Raw genomic sequence first — 12,711 nt, forward strand, 5'->3', positions numbered from 1 at the left:
ACTTGGTTATCTGCCTTTGACACAATCAAAGGCATGGGAAAAGCAGGAAAAGCGCTGAAACAGGTGTTGGAAATCTACGGTATTAGCCAAAACAAGTTAGCAGTAACGATAGGAACAGGACGGCCAAATGTTCACCGATGGGTAAACGAGATTAGAGATCCTGTTGCTGAAACAGTGCTAGAAATTCGGGATGCACTGAAGAAAATTAATCCAGCCGCAGCAGAAGAGTTTATCAGGCTGTACTTGGGAGATGCTGACAAAGATGAACAGCAAACTTAAAGCTTCGTCTCTCTATTTTGAAATTTTATATTTGCCCAAGTCTTAGCCTCATCAGCAGATTGTGTAGTATTGGTTACGTCAGCTTGTGCATTTGTGACGACAAAATCTGCTAAAGTTAGCTGCTTGACCTTTTCAATATCACCTTGTTCAACTGCTGTTTTCAAATCCCGTTTCAAATGAGCATTTTTCACCGCTTCATCTTTAGAACGCGAACTAGTAGTAAAGCATTTTTCTAATGTGTCATAGATTCCCACGCGCCGCGACATTTTACGAAATTGGCGTTCTGTGTCTAACAATTTCGCCATGAGTTCCAAGTGCATCGCGTCACCTTCACAGATTTCTTCTAATACAGCCCATTCATCGCTACCTAATAAGCTAAGGTCAGCACCAGGACGGGGGTCTTGAAATTCTTCGCCAGTTACTTCTTGATAAATGCGGGGTAAGCTATCATCAAATTCATGTTTGTCTTCTAGCCAAATGCGGCGAATTTCGCTCATTTCTTCGAGAGTAATTAGGGTGATGTCGCGCATATTTTCTGGCGCTGTGCGACGGGTTTTTGTTTGCGCTTCTAATAATCGTCTGAGCCAATGTTCCCGCCAATATTTGGTATAAGGGCCAGGTATTGGTACAACAGTTGTTTCCCCATCTTTATTGCGTTCAAATAATTGGACATCTCCCCAAATCCTTCTAAAATCTCTTTTATCCCAATCTTCTTTAATGTCTAATTCATTGCGAATATCCAATAGAGGCTGCATCCATTCTTTCTCTTCATCATTTTGGATCATCGCTTCCATTGATTTATCCTGACTCACCAGCGTGCAAACCCAGCAGCCAAATCGAGAATCACCACAACTAGGAGTAGAAGTATCAACAACTAAAGGACATTCATTATCTGCTGTTGCACCTCGATACAGAGTGAATAAGTCTTTGTTGTTTCCTCCCCAAGGGTTATGCCATTGCATTAAGTAAAGCCATACTTCATCATTACGCCAGTCTTCGATAGGAGTATAAACGAGGGAGTTAATCAAACTCGATCTAGGACTAAGGCGATCGCGCACCCGTCCTTCTTCGTGCTTCTCCATGACAGTCGCACGTTTGGTACTTTCTGCCTTACGCATACCTAAAACAAGAATTACTTCACCATTATCTCGAACCATGTTACGGATAAAGGTATTCGCAGGCTGTATTTTCAGCCGTTCGGTACACCACCGAAATCGCATACGCGGCGCAGGATAGCCTTTGCCAATTAAGTTTACCCAAAAAGTATCTTTAACTGCGGGATAAAGCAGATGGGTTTCAATTGGCATCCCTTTTTCTTTTGCAGCAGATGCGAGCTGCTGCATGGATGTACGAACCCAAGCAGAAACAATTGGATTTTCTACCTGAGTATCTGTTGTAATAACATGGATTGTTTTAGTTCTTTTTTCTGGAGGAAGAGCAGCGATCGCACTCCAAACGAGTTGCAATACTGCACTCGAATCTTTTCCCCAAGATATGCCTAAAACCCAAGGTACTTGGTCTAAACAATACAATTCTTGAATTTCGGTGGTGAGAGCTTGGATATAGTCCACTAACTCTGCTACAGTACGTGCTTGCTGACCTTTATTTTCTGGTTGTTGTGCTGTAGTCATTTCTCCCTACCTCTGGAAATACTGGCGTAGTATTCGGGCAAATAGCATTCCCGGCTACACAGACAAAACTTACTTCTATGGATTGAATAAAAGTTTTTAAAAACTTTACTACTAATATCCATTTTTTTGGATAATTAAACCACATAATATTATTCTGTTTTTAAAATTTAACATGAAAGATAGTGTATCTGACCCCACTGCTGACATCGCTAGAGAGTACCTTGAACGAGAAAACAAGGAAAAGCAGGTATTAGCTTTACTTCTGGAGAAGTTTTTAGGGAGAAAAGATCAGATTCTCGTTCAAAAAACCGAGATGGGTGGTACTGAGGCTTATGTTAGCTCTGTTACCTTGGAATGGTTTGCAGGTCGGGTTCACTTCGCCTCTGGCTTACCTTTGTTTCAAAAAAAGTATAATCCAGAGACAGATAATGTCGAGATTGACGCGGATAGTATTGATGAAATTCAGCAGCGTCCCCTTGATTGGTCACGTCAAGCGCCGCTAGTGCAGTATTTAGCAGCTCGACACAACCATAAGTTTCCGCCGGTGCTGGTAGTAATAAATCAACCGTGGGTGGATAATCCCAAAGCTGTTGAGTGGGATAATGAAGAACGCGCTACAAAGTCTACTACTGATTTCATCCCCCTAGATAAAGACGGTAAAGTAGGTCTGCTAAATATTTCTGAGGATGATGTCACTATTTATGCGTTAGATGGTCAACACCGATTAATGGGTGTACAAGGGTTGATGGAGTTAATCAAAACTCGTAAGCTCCAGCGATATAAAAAAGATAAAGGTGCTGATGACAGTTTTATTACAGTCAATGATTTGATAGAAAAGTACCAAGTAGACCTTGCTTACTTGCAAAATTTACCCAAGGAAAAAATTGGTATTGAGTTCATCTGTGCGGTAGCGGCTGGAGAAACTCGCACCCAAGCGAGGCGGAGGGTAAGATCGATTTTTGTTCATGTCAATCTGATGGCTGCACCCTTGACTAAAGGTCAGCTAACACAGTTGAATGAAGATGATGGTTTTGCGATCGTCGCTAGAAAAATTGCAGTTACACATCCACTATTAGAACAACGACAAGAGCGTAATCCCCGTGTCAATTGGAATAGTGCAACAGTAGCTTCCAATTCTACAGTTTTAACGACTTTGCAAGCTCTGCAAGATATGTCTGAGCGATATTTGGCTCAAAAGTTCCCCCACTGGAAACCTTTAGAAAAAGGTCTGATTCCCATGCGTCCAGAAGATGAAGAAATTGAGCAGGGAATTGAGGAATTTAGAACGCTATTTGATTCTTTGGCTAGTCTTTCTAGTTATAAAATTTTAGAACACGAGGATACACCAGCTTTACGGCGCTTCAGCTTTGAGAAAGATGGAGGTGAAGGAAATATGCTTTTCCGTCCAGTTGCTCAAGTTGCATTAGCGCAAGCTTTGGGAATTTTGGTTTTTAAAAAAGGCTTTTCTCTAGCAGATATTTTTAAGAAACTGCGGAAGTTTGACCAGCAAGGCGGCTTTAGTGGTATGGAATATCCCCAATCTCTCTGGTATGGGGTTTTGTATGACCCAAATAAAAAGCGGGTGCAAGTTGCTGGACGAGATTTAGCAGCGAAGTTATTAATTTACATTTTGGGTGGAGTTCAAGATCACATGGAATCTGCCGAACTTCGTAAGGCTTTGGCAGATGCTAGAACTGTCGAAGATAAAACAATAGGTTTTGATGGCGAATTTGTTGATCCAAAGGGGGTAGGGCTTCCGCCTATTCTTTAAATCTGAAGTTAATGAATACTAAAAACCTACAAAGTTTTCCAAAACAAGCTTTAAAAATAGAAATACTAGTTATTAACGAACTTGCTTTGCAATTGTACTACTTACAAAACGATTTGAGCCTAAAGGATCATGATCGGGACATATAACACGTAGATTAGTTGGATTTATTGCACCTTCAGGATGTCTAGGAAATACGGTTAATTGCCCATTTTCTATAGTCTGATGACAGCCACCTTCATATTCACAGGATCTACGTATAGACAATAGTCGAACAATCCAAAAGGGGTGGGGAATACTCTGTTTTCCTAATTTTGGATGAATTAATGTACGTGGTTTAAGAGAGACATCATACAAAGATACTCGATTACTTTTATGAGAATTACACCATCCACAAGCTAACCGGAGATTATCCTCTTCGTCACCGCCTTTTGAGAAGGGAACAGCGTGATCGACTTCAACACAAATATGACGTTCTTTCAAACCATGTAAGGTCATATAGTCAACGAACAGAGGAAGAGGAGCTTCATTATAGTTTGTATAACCTAAGAACTTATTTTCAGCCCACTTAGTAAATTTATATCCACAAATCCAACAACGTTGTTCAGGGCCGTAGATATCCCATAATAATTTCTTATCATCTAGGCTAGGAAAAATACGTTTTCTAGTCTTTCTACGCTGGATTTCTTTATCAACCAATCTTGCAATATATGTTGAAATTTTATTTCTTTCTTCTTCAGTAATCCCAGAGAAAATAACAGGTACTCTTCTTTGAACGGTTGTAAATATATGAGCATATCCCTGGTTAGAATTAGCAAATAAATCTGGATCACAGATTGATTCGATAAACCACTGCGTCCAGAGTATATGGATATCAGCTCTCAACAAAGTCCCTCGACCACTCATTACAAAATCAGGAACTCTTTGATTGGCTATATTGCTTAAGCATTTAATATCCCAAAACTCTTCCAGTTTATCTGCTGTAGTATTTAGAAAAGAGCTAATTTCTGCAAATTCCATAGTTATATATAAAAAGTCTAAGTACCAAGTGGATCGCGATATTGATTTGATCTTGGTAATCTTTGCGGGTCTTTTCTATACTCTACCCAAAGCTTTGACCATCTTTTTTTGATACCAGGAACATCTTTTTTAACCCCTTTTAGGTTCCAGTCACGGTTAAAATAGTTAGGATCAACGCCTTTCAACCATTGCTCCACAAGAGAGTGGATATCATTTGCACTATCGATGCCAATCTCTCGATCACCAAGAAACTGGAAGAAATCTGCCGCAAGGATAGTCAAAGATGTTTGATTAAAAATATTAGAGCGGGTTGGAGAACCCCAGTAATGGTAAGCTTCATCGTTATTTTGTACTGCTAATTTATCACGTACTGAAGTCCAAAACAAAATAAATACATCTCTCCAACACCCATCAAGTTTATGCCAATAATCAAAAGCACTTTCACATCCTTCAATTTCCCAATTTTCAACAATTTTTGAATCAGGTAAGAACTCACGTCTCCATTTATCAGCATAATCAACACTTTCGTGGAAAAGTTTACCTCCTTTTAAATCACGGAAAATTTTTACTATAGATGAAAGGACATTCCATTTCAGCAGGTCTTTCCTATTATTATTAATTCCTCTATCAACCAAATCATAAAATGGACTTCTTGGATATCTGGTAATAAATGTTACTGCTCTTGACTCTTCAAGCTTAATACCAGCAGCTTCAAGTCTATCTGATACTCTAGTCAATTCTTCGTTAGAAAGACTAGTCGATATAATAGTTCCCAATAGAGAATTTTTTATGGGTGTTGCCTTTTGATTAACTACTACAAATTGAAAAACTTGCTCTGCTGGATCATTATTCATCAGGAGTGAAACTGGAAGTTTACGTGCTACATCAGCTTCTATTCTTCTTTGAGCGTCTTCTGGTTCTAATTGTTTATCTATAATCAATTTTTCTAGTGCATCTTTGTATATATCTTGGTTAACTATTTCTTTGGCTGAGTCAATTGCTGCTCGAAGTCTGTGTTGTCCATCAACAACTACTATAGGACGAAGAAAGGCAATCATTGCATCTTTGGAATAGTCTAAAAACTTGTCATTATCAAAAGTATCTTTTATTTCTTCTAGTACATAGATATAAGCTGCAATCTCTTGCCAAAAATCTAAAATATGAGACTCATCATTTAATGAAAGTCCTAAATTGCTATCATCATCTGTTTCCTCAAGAGTCTCTTCTTCATTTTCATCAAATGTATCTTGATTATTACGAGCAATTTGTGTAATTTTTGCACGTTGTTTCAGTTCTCTTGTCATTTTTTCGGGAACTAGTTGATTGGCAAGATCAGGCACTCTCACTTCTAAATCTGCTTTTACTCTTTTAAGTAATTTCAGTAAACTCAATTTCTCTAATAACTCAGCGTTGATGGTTAAAAATCCTTGCTGAATACTCTCACTATCATTACTATGTATTTCACTAGCTTCAAATTTAATAAGCGATTCATTAGGTTGACGCAACGCACACAGTAAAGGATTCTGAATTATATTTTTTTCATTACGATAAAATTCACTTATTTCTTTAATACGTTTACTGTTTTCTTCTCTTTGGAAACCAGTAGTTTCCTTAGATTGTGCCCCAACTTTCTTTTTCTGCGGTACTCCTGCCCAAAGATCAATCTCTATTGCAGAAGCGGCAAAAAGTACCAACCAATCACCAGAATTTGTTTGTTTTATACGAACAGCTTTATATTTAAAACTATGCATATTTTTTCCTAATTATATAAAACGGCTTAAGTCAAAATTTGTTTCTTCTTGTAGCGTTTCATTGAATCTTTCAGCCATCAAAATTAGAAGCAGCCTTTCTGAATAGTCTACTGCACCTCTTAACTCATTTTGTAATATTTCAAGTCCACCATTAGCATATTCTTCAAACATACGAAGGCGTTGATTTTCATATTTTTCGTTTTCATAAGATAAAATATTAAGTTCTTTAGCTTCAACAATTGCTAGTAGCTTGATTACCAAATCATATCCCTTAATTAAGAAATGTTCTTGTCCAATTGGCGACGGTTCTCTTTTAGAAATTTCCCCCAAAGCCACCCGCTTTTTATGCTTGACACCTAAAGCCGCTGCAAACACAATCACATCAGCATAGGTTTGAAACGGCCCTGTTCCACCATCTGAAGACGTTAATGTTAAGTCCTTGACTAACTCAGCTTTATCTTTAGCTACCCTGATTCTGCCAGTTTCCACCATTGTTTTAATATCTAACGTGTAGCTATCTTAACCGAAAATTAAAAGCGCTCACACTTGTTAACGCATTATTTTATACTAGAATGCAAGCGATCGCTAAATAAACAAATTATCCACTAACATAGTCCATCCTGGTATTGCGGGTTCAGCTTCAGCCACCTCATTACGACCATAGACTTGCGGTTTTTCAGGATTACTAGCACGATATACTCTAATAACTTCCTCTTTGAGTACATCTACATCCCAAACTACCAACGTACCAGCAGCAAAATAATCACGGCGTTTAATAGCCATATCTTTCTCAGCCTTATCACCGTAATCATTCTCACTTCGCACCTCAGCAGCAAACATAGGCGCACCATTAAGAAACTTCCCGCCTGTAGGTTTACCAGTATAAAACGCAGCATCAGGACTTAGAGAACGGCGGTTAGGGAGATTGACAATAAAACCTACATTATCAGGCAAAGCATAACCACTTTTTGTCAGACGTTCATAATCCCGTAAACTTGCATAAATTTCACCACCTGCACGTCCTGGTAAAAATCCAGTTGGAGACATCAGCATCAATTTCCCATTGACAATCTCTGCTTTACAATTGTCAGGTAAGTGGTACAAATCTTCAATAGTTGCTTCAGTTTTAATACTCATAAAACATCCTCTATTTAATTAGGGATAATCTCAATTTTATATCTTCTCTTCGCTCTGCTTCTTCTGCGCCTCTGCAATTCGTTTCTCTTACAGTTATTTTTAGATCAATAAACCATGCGGTAGGGACACAGCATTTCTATACCTTTAAGACAGATATGGTTCAAATGTATGAAAACTGCTGTAATTACTTATCCCGTTCAACCGCGATAATTTCAGTATATTCATACTCGTTTGGACTTTGTTTCACTAAAGGATATCTTTCTCCACCCAACTCAATATAATCTTGTTCACAATCCGGCTTAGATGAATAATATGCAAGCACATATTCTCTACCGATTCTATTTGTCATTTCTGCTTCTACTTCACCTCGCCACTGAGTCTTAGTAACTAAAACTATCAACTGATTCGCTAATTGGGGAATTGTTTTAGCAATGTGTCGCCGCGAATTCTCATCTAAACTACCAAACGGCGAATCCATTACAATTGGGAAAGTACTACTATCGGGAATCATCATCATTTTGCGTTTCTCACTCCATTCCCTTACTTTGTCAATGATGCTGGCAATAAAGGATAAACTGAGAATTTGATTCTCGCCCGTGGATGCTGCAACTGGTGCTTCTATTCCTGTAGTATTTTCTATTAACGTCAGTTCATATTTTTCACTAATTTTAGGAATGTATGGAGTTACAGAAATCTCTGTGAATATTTCTTGTACTCGCTTTTCTAGTTGCAGGCGAAATTGTTGCTCTTGACGATTTCTAACTTCTGTCAACCGTTCGATTGCATCTTGAGTGGCGTTAATTCGTCGCTGTACTAAAGTTTGCTTATCTTCATTCAGCTTTTGTTTAGCGATTTGTTTGTTTAAACCTTCAATTTCAGTTTTGAGTTGAGCAATTTGCTGCTGATTTGCACCCTGTTCTCGATTTAATTCATCAATTTTACTTTCAATTTCATCTAAGCGTTTTTGTAAGCTGCTAATTTCTTCATTAGCATCTTTTCGCAACCGTTCTTGAATATTGTCTAAATCGCCTTCAATTTGAGATATGCTTTGCCTTAACTGATTAATCCTAGTTTGTTCTCTATCAACTTCTTTCCAAAATCCTATCGCTTGTTTATCAATTTCATCTACTTGTGCACTCATCCGAATTACAGTTTCTTCCACCGCTGAAGAACCTACTTTGTTTAACCATGTACTTACATGAGTATGATAATGATTACCCTCGTGTAATTCTGTACCACAAATACAACGTTGAGAGTTGAGTAAATCATTCACAAATTCTCTTGAAATTCCTGATGTCAATTCGCCGCGTTGCTTCAAATCATTAATAATTTCTCGAAACTGCACTGTAGTTTCTAAAAGTAAAACTGTGTAACCTCGTGCAGAAATAACTTTTTTCAGTGCTTCTTTCGTCTTTTTATATTCTTCTTGATTTACCGTCTTCTGTAATTCTAAATCCTGCCATCTTTCTTGCAACTCCTTAGCAGCGCTCAGTTCTCGTAACCGATTACTTGTTTCTTTTTTAAAAGTTTGTTGATGTTCTAACTCTTCTTTAATTTCAGTTTGCCGTTTGGTAATGCGTTCACGCTCTCGTTCTATCTTTTCTTGCTGTCGTAATAGTTGTTTAATTTCAGAATCACCAATAGCTTGTAACTCATTTTCTAGAGTTTTTTTAGCATCTCCCAAATGTCTGATAGAACGGTTGATGACTTCCACACCCAAGAAAATTTTTGTAGCTTCAGCAATTTCAGCTTTTTTATCAGAACGAACTATTTCTTCAATTCGCTCGCCGTCAAAGAAAAAATATTGATGTAAAGTAGCGGGTAAAATTTGATTAATTATATCGTCTGGTTGCTGAATTGGAATATTCCATTTACCATCATCTGCACCAACCCACATGGTTAATTGAGTTTTGCCAGCGTCAAAATCACCTTCATTTTTATAACCCCGACAGGCGCGTTTAACTCGATAGCGTTTACCTTCATGTTCCCAGCCAATCTCTACCCAACATTCTACAGCTTGACCTTTTTGAGCTTCTGCGATCGCACGCTTATTTACTAACTGTTCTATCGATGCAAATGCTGCACTAAATTTCTCATATAATACCCAAGTAAAGGCATTCAGTAAACTAGTTTTTCCAGAGCCATTATTCCCATGAATAATCGTTGTGTTGTGAACATCTCCACCAGCTAAAAGCATCTCTGGTGTCGTACCATAAAAGGAGCGAAAGTTGCATAGCTTGATTGAAGTCAGCTTCATCGCACCTCTTCCTTAATAATGTCCAAAATATTATCATTTATATGGCTGTTAATCTTTTTATCTAGTCTACCTTTTTCCAGTTTCCATACCCGCTCAATAATTCGCCGTACCTCTAGGGGAGCACTGGTTATTGGTTCTTGCACATCATCGATATTGGCATCTTGTGACATCTTCAGTTTGGAAATATAGTTTTTCTATATTTTAATCTTTAGTAGTGCATTTACCTCCGTAAAGCCACTGTTAGCGTGTCTGGATAGCAAAACTATTTTTTCAAATTTATAATTTTCTTTGAAAAAGACTTTATTCTTGAATTGTCTTCTGATATTATTAATATTAATAGCTTAGATTATAATGGAATGTAAGTAAAATTTTTAAAATCACTTACATTCCATTATAAAGTTTATAATTTTATTATTTCATACTTAATATTTCTTTTTTCAAAACTCGAAAAATTTTACAAAAAAATACAACTATTATATAGTTCATCATCAAATATCTAATAAACCATATCGCTTTTGTAAATCAAGTAACTTCATTCTTGCTTCCCCTGCATTATCAGCTAAATCAGCAAACTCCACAAAGCGACGCAATTCCTTTTTCAACAAATTACGCTCAACTTCTATAGTTTCTCTATCTAAATCTGGTGGTAAAACAATCATGTCAAATATTGTTGCGCGTTCCTTAGCCGGATGAGGACGTAAAACTCGCCCCCGTCGCTGAATAAATTGGCGAGGATTACCAGAACTTGATAGAATCACCGCAGTTTGAATTGCTGGAATATCAACACCTTCATCTAAACAACGAATTGCCACCAAACCTTGCAACTCTCCACTTTCAAATTGATGCCGTAATATTTCCCTTTCTTGTAAAGTTGTTTGTGCTGTATAGGTGCTTACCTTATACCCTAAATCCACTCCGAGAATCTTAGCAACAGCCTTAAGTTGGCGTAGCGATGAACGTTGTCCCGCCTCTTGAGAACCATCACCACAATAAAAAAGTGTGTGAGTAGTTTCGCGGCGAGTACTCATTAAATCTTGCAAAGCGGTTAATTTCTTTTCTGCCGCACCAATTAACCTTGCTCTTTGCATCAATAATGGCTTTAAATCTTCATTGTTTTCAAAGTTTCCTGCTTGTCCATTGTCTCGCTCTCTATATAGTAATGATCGCCCAATTTTTTTAGTTAGCTTTAAATAAGCAATACTTTCTGCCTCAGTTAATTCCACTAACACCGGATAATAGAGATAATGTACCAAAGCACCTTGAGCGATCGCATCCTTCAAAGTAAACTCTGGCTGAAGAACTGGGCCGAAATAATCAAATAAAGATTGCGTACCAAAATCATCAAAATATCTCTCTGGTGTGGCAGATAAAGCCAGTCTCAACCCCACACTGCGCGGCAAACTTTCTTCTAATTTTGGTGCGCCTAAATTATGCGCCTCATCACCAATAATTAAAGTTTTGGCAGGAAAATATTTGAGTTGAGATATAAACCCATCTCCAATTAAAGTCGAGTTGGTAGTAATCACAGTCACAAACTGTTGAGAACCAGAACGCAGATTATAAATTTGGGTAGAAAGTTGACTTTGCCAAGTACGTAAATTCTCAAAAGCTAAAATCGGTTGCAAATTAAATTTTTCACATTCTCGCGCCCATTGGGTAACGAGATGACGATAAGGACACACTACCAACAGAACTTGTAAATTAATCTGTTGGTAGAGTTCACAAGCGATCGCTAATGCAGTAATAGTTTTACCACTACCAGTAGCCATTTTCAGCGTCCCTCTGCCATTGTTGGTAAACCAGCTAGTGATCGCTTGGCGCTGATATTGCCGCAATTGCAGAGACAGAGGCATTCTTGGGCATCCTGGTAATGGTTGCGGAGTGTAATAACTGCCCTTACTTTCCCTTGCAAACGGTAATTTCAACCGGAAAGTGGGCAGTTGCTGCACTGGATTTTTCGTCAGGTACATATTTATTTAGTCATTAGTCATTAGTCGTTGGTCATCCGTACTTATCTTTCCCATTCCCTATTCCCTATTACTCAGTTGTAACCACGCCAAACACCAATGAGTGAACCTTGCACCTGCACTTGCTGAGCCATGACTTCAATGGGATTATACTTAGAATTTGCTGGTTTGAGGGTAACACGATCGCCTTGGCGAAAAAAACGTTTTAATGTTGTACCAAATCCATCTACTCTGGCGGCGACGATAGTACCATTTTTCAAATGATTTGGTTCTGCTACTGGACGCAGAAATACCACATCGCCATCAGCAATTAAATCTTCAATCATGCTATCGCCAGCTACCCGCAAAGCGTAAGTTTGGGGAGGTAAATCGAAATTAGAAAAGTCTAAATGATCTACAGCATCAGTAAACGGTTCTATTAAACCACCAGCAGCGATCGTGCCCAAAATTGGTACACCTTGTTTAACAGGACGCAAAATCCGAATCGTTCGCGCTTGGCCTTCTGTCCATTCTATATATCCTTTAGTCCGTAAATGTTCTAAACGACTTTGAATTGGTGCTGGTGACTTCAGGTTCATTGCTTGCATCATTTGCCGAATAGAAGGCGAATGCTGGTACGATCTGATGTATTCTGCCAACCATTCGTAAAGTTCTTGTTGAGCTTCCGTTAGACGTTCCATAAATTTGCGGTAAGTAATTATAAATGTCTCTAGAACATTAGTACTACAAAAAACTCCCTATAACAAGAGAAAAGTAAAAATTATGAAAGGCAAAAGCAAGAATATTGTCTTTTCTTTTACCCATTTCTTTTGAATTTTTTACAAATATAAGTAGTCAAGAGTCAACTCTATACTCGCCATTCTGACTCTTAACTCCTGTACAGACAAGGGTTAATCGCGTC

At 38.1% G+C, this 12,711-nt stretch carries 11 protein-coding genes; 2 read left to right on the forward strand and 9 right to left on the reverse strand.

The window, feature by feature from the left end; all coding sequences use genetic code 11:
• The first annotated feature begins 33 nt into the window (after positions 1–33).
• Positions 34–279 (forward strand): helix-turn-helix domain-containing protein, encoded by a 246-nt coding sequence (locus V7K89_RS14670; protein ID WP_335188217.1) that lies wholly within the window; start codon positions 34–36, stop codon positions 277–279.
• On the opposite strand, the gene dndC is transcribed toward V7K89_RS14670, so the two are convergent.
• Positions 276–1,910, reverse strand: a complete 1,635-nt coding sequence (gene dndC, locus V7K89_RS14675; RefSeq protein ID WP_335188219.1) for a DNA phosphorothioation system sulfurtransferase DndC — start codon at positions 1,908–1,910, stop codon at positions 276–278. The genes V7K89_RS14670 and dndC overlap by 4 nt on opposite strands.
• Before the next feature lie 172 nt (positions 1,911–2,082).
• Here dndC and V7K89_RS14680 point away from each other — a divergent pair, with 172 nt between their 5' ends.
• A complete protein-coding gene (locus tag V7K89_RS14680) occupies positions 2,083–3,681 on the forward strand; it encodes a DGQHR domain-containing protein (RefSeq protein ID WP_335188221.1) in 1,599 nt (532 codons plus the stop codon).
• A 72-nt stretch (positions 3,682–3,753) separates the two neighbouring features.
• Here the strand turns inward: V7K89_RS14680 and V7K89_RS14685 are convergent, their stop codons facing one another.
• The 8 genes from V7K89_RS14685 to lexA all read right to left on the reverse strand — a co-directional run bounded on the left by V7K89_RS14685 (position 3,754) and on the right by lexA (position 12,490).
• A complete protein-coding gene (locus V7K89_RS14685; RefSeq protein WP_335188223.1) occupies positions 3,754–4,698 on the reverse strand; it encodes an HNH endonuclease in 945 nt (314 codons plus the stop codon).
• A gap of 17 nt (positions 4,699–4,715) precedes the next feature.
• Complete coding sequence (locus V7K89_RS14690) at positions 4,716–6,449, reverse strand: hypothetical protein (protein ID WP_335188225.1); 1,734 nt, start codon at positions 6,447–6,449, stop codon at positions 4,716–4,718.
• 12 nt (positions 6,450–6,461) lie between these two features.
• The gene (locus V7K89_RS14695) at positions 6,462–6,941 is read right to left on the reverse strand and encodes a DNA phosphorothioation-associated protein 4 (RefSeq protein ID WP_335188227.1); all 480 of its coding nucleotides are present in this window, start codon (positions 6,939–6,941) and stop codon (positions 6,462–6,464) included.
• Between the two features lie 93 nt (positions 6,942–7,034).
• Positions 7,035–7,586 carry a Uma2 family endonuclease gene (locus tag V7K89_RS14700; RefSeq protein ID WP_335188229.1) on the reverse strand — a complete coding sequence of 184 codons (552 nt, stop codon included), beginning with the start codon at positions 7,584–7,586 and terminating at the stop codon, positions 7,035–7,037.
• 184 nt (positions 7,587–7,770) lie between these two features.
• A complete protein-coding gene (locus V7K89_RS14705; protein WP_335188231.1) occupies positions 7,771–9,843 on the reverse strand; it encodes an AAA family ATPase in 2,073 nt (690 codons plus the stop codon).
• Positions 9,840–10,013, reverse strand: coding sequence for a hypothetical protein (locus V7K89_RS14710; protein WP_335188233.1), 174 nt, complete (start codon positions 10,011–10,013; stop codon positions 9,840–9,842). Before V7K89_RS14710 ends, V7K89_RS14705 begins: the two co-directional genes overlap by 4 nt.
• Positions 10,014–10,331: 318 nt before the next feature.
• Positions 10,332–11,813 carry a DNA phosphorothioation system restriction enzyme gene (locus tag V7K89_RS14715; RefSeq protein ID WP_335188235.1) on the reverse strand — a complete coding sequence of 494 codons (1,482 nt, stop codon included), beginning with the start codon at positions 11,811–11,813 and terminating at the stop codon, positions 10,332–10,334.
• Positions 11,814–11,884: 71 nt separating this feature from the next.
• Positions 11,885–12,490, reverse strand: a complete 606-nt coding sequence (lexA, locus tag V7K89_RS14720; RefSeq protein ID WP_335188237.1) for a transcriptional repressor LexA — start codon at positions 12,488–12,490, stop codon at positions 11,885–11,887.
• Positions 12,491–12,711: the final 221 nt, after the last annotated feature.

The organism is Nostoc sp. (genome assembly GCF_036917515.1).
GTDB lineage: Bacteria > Cyanobacteriota > Cyanobacteriia > Cyanobacteriales > Nostocaceae > Nostoc.

Excerpts from the sequence above, each read along its gene's own strand:
- V7K89_RS14670 (WP_335188217.1), top strand. The coding sequence starts at position 34 with ATGGGAAAAGCAGGAAAAGCGCTGAAACAGGTGTTGGAAATCTACGGT.
- dndC (WP_335188219.1), bottom strand. The coding sequence starts at position 1,910 with ATGACTACAGCACAACAACCAGAAAATAAAGGTCAGCAAGCACGTACT.
- V7K89_RS14680 (WP_335188221.1), top strand. The coding sequence starts at position 2,083 with ATGAAAGATAGTGTATCTGACCCCACTGCTGACATCGCTAGAGAGTAC.
- V7K89_RS14685 (WP_335188223.1), bottom strand. The coding sequence starts at position 4,698 with ATGGAATTTGCAGAAATTAGCTCTTTTCTAAATACTACAGCAGATAAA.
- V7K89_RS14690 (WP_335188225.1), bottom strand. The coding sequence starts at position 6,449 with ATGCATAGTTTTAAATATAAAGCTGTTCGTATAAAACAAACAAATTCT.
- V7K89_RS14695 (WP_335188227.1), bottom strand. The coding sequence starts at position 6,941 with ATGGTGGAAACTGGCAGAATCAGGGTAGCTAAAGATAAAGCTGAGTTA.
- V7K89_RS14700 (WP_335188229.1), bottom strand. The coding sequence starts at position 7,586 with ATGAGTATTAAAACTGAAGCAACTATTGAAGATTTGTACCACTTACCT.
- V7K89_RS14705 (WP_335188231.1), bottom strand. The coding sequence starts at position 9,843 with ATGAAGCTGACTTCAATCAAGCTATGCAACTTTCGCTCCTTTTATGGT.
- V7K89_RS14710 (WP_335188233.1), bottom strand. The coding sequence starts at position 10,013 with ATGTCACAAGATGCCAATATCGATGATGTGCAAGAACCAATAACCAGT.
- V7K89_RS14715 (WP_335188235.1), bottom strand. The coding sequence starts at position 11,813 with ATGTACCTGACGAAAAATCCAGTGCAGCAACTGCCCACTTTCCGGTTG.
- lexA (WP_335188237.1), bottom strand. The coding sequence starts at position 12,490 with ATGGAACGTCTAACGGAAGCTCAACAAGAACTTTACGAATGGTTGGCA.